Raw genomic sequence first — 1503 nt, forward strand, 5'->3', positions numbered from 1 at the left:
TACACCGACGAGTGGCAGGCCTACGCCACGCTGAAGCTGCGCGGCGAACACGTGACGATCCGCAAGGAGAAGGGTCGGCCTGCCGGGCGAGATCACATCAACGGCATCGAGGGCTTCTGGAGCCATGCCAAGAACTGGCTCTACATGTACCGTGGCGTGCCCCGGCAATACCTCTACCTGTACCTGGCCGAAGTTTGCTACCGGTTCAATCACCGGCACGAGAACCTGCAACCCTCGCTGCACAAGCTTCTCAAGCAGATCTCAATCCAAGAGCTACGTCCAATTCTGGTCCGGAAAGGTTAGGAATTACCTAATCTAATGAAAGAAGAATATATGACGCTGCCGAGTGCGCGGACATATCAACTAGGACAGGGTGATATGTCCGTAATGAAAAACGTTGGCTATCTTCATTAGGCGCGCGGTCATGCGAAGCAGGAGGATGCGATGACGAAGCTTGTACGAGCTGGAGCGGTACTTGTGTTCTCTGTCTGCGGCGGCATTGGGGTTGCGGACGCTGAGGACGCCCGTGATTCGTCCTCTCTCGAGGCACTGCTGACTCGCGACAGCTATCCGGATCAGTCCACATCTTCGCGATCAGAGCAACAGCGCGCAGAGTCAGCCCCGATCGTCGACACGATTCCGGTTGCCGATCCCGAAATGCCGGAGGAGGAGCCCAAAGGCGGACGCAAAAGTAGCAATCGCCTGGTCGAGGAGATCATCGTCACCGCGCAGAAGCGTGAAGAGCGCCTGCAGGACGTGCCGATCTCGGTCCAGGCCTTCAGCCAGGAGAAGCTTGAGGCGCTCGGTATCCAGACCATCCAACAGGTCCAGCGGGCAACGCCAGGGTTCACGGTGACGCAGTCGTCTGGCTTCAACGTGACCTTCCTGCGCGGTGTGGGCTCGGATGCCTTCCTTCCGGGTGTCGATTCGAGTGTGCCGTTCTACCTCGACGGTGTGCCGCTGATGGCCATCCAGGCGTCGTCGGACACGCTGGGCCGGATCGAACGCGTTGAAGTTCTGAAAGGGCCGCAGGGCACGCTGTTCGGTCGCAACGCGACGGGCGGTACGGTCAGCGTCGTGACGCCAGACCCTGATACACAGGCCTTCTTCGGTGATTTCAAGTACGACCTGGGCCTTGGTCGCTACGGTCAGCAGAGCAGTACGCTCTATGTGAACGTGCCGATCGGTGATTCGCTCGCGGTCGCGGTTTCCGGATTCCAGGGGACCCGGGACCACGTGATCACCAATGTCGCGAATCCCGAGTTGCCGGACCTTTACACCTACGGCGGTCGACTGAAGCTGCGCTGGGATGTGACTGACGATGTCGTCGTTTCGGCCTCCGGCTCATTCCAGCAGTCGAGCACCGACGGGGGTTTGTTCTAGGTAATTCCTAACCTTTCCGGACCAGAATTGGACGTAGCTCCTGGATTGAGATCTGCTTGAGAAGCTTGTGCAGCAAGGGTTGCAGGTTCTCGTGCCGGTGATTGAACCGGTAGCAAACTT

The 1503-nt window shown here is 58.7% G+C and carries 2 protein-coding genes; both read left to right on the top strand.

The features are described from left to right. Positions 1 to 303 (top strand): transposase (locus tag ABSH63_RS15695; protein ID WP_352891049.1); only part of this gene is annotated, 303 nt, incomplete at its 5' end. 141 nt (positions 304 to 444) lie between these two features. Beyond that, on the top strand, positions 445 to 1383 hold the full coding sequence (locus ABSH63_RS15700) for a TonB-dependent receptor (protein ID WP_352891051.1): 939 nt from the start codon (positions 445 to 447) through the stop codon (positions 1381 to 1383). The last annotated feature ends 120 nt before the right edge of the window (positions 1384 to 1503 follow it).

The sequence above is a fragment of the Sinimarinibacterium thermocellulolyticum genome, from assembly GCF_040327995.1.
Taxonomy (GTDB): Bacteria; Pseudomonadota; Gammaproteobacteria; order Nevskiales; family Nevskiaceae; genus Solimonas; species Solimonas thermocellulolyticum.

Coding starts and splice junctions, on each gene's coding strand:
- ABSH63_RS15700 (WP_352891051.1), top strand. CDS start 445: ATGACGAAGCTTGTACGAGCTGGAGCGGTACTTGTGTTCTCTGTCTGC.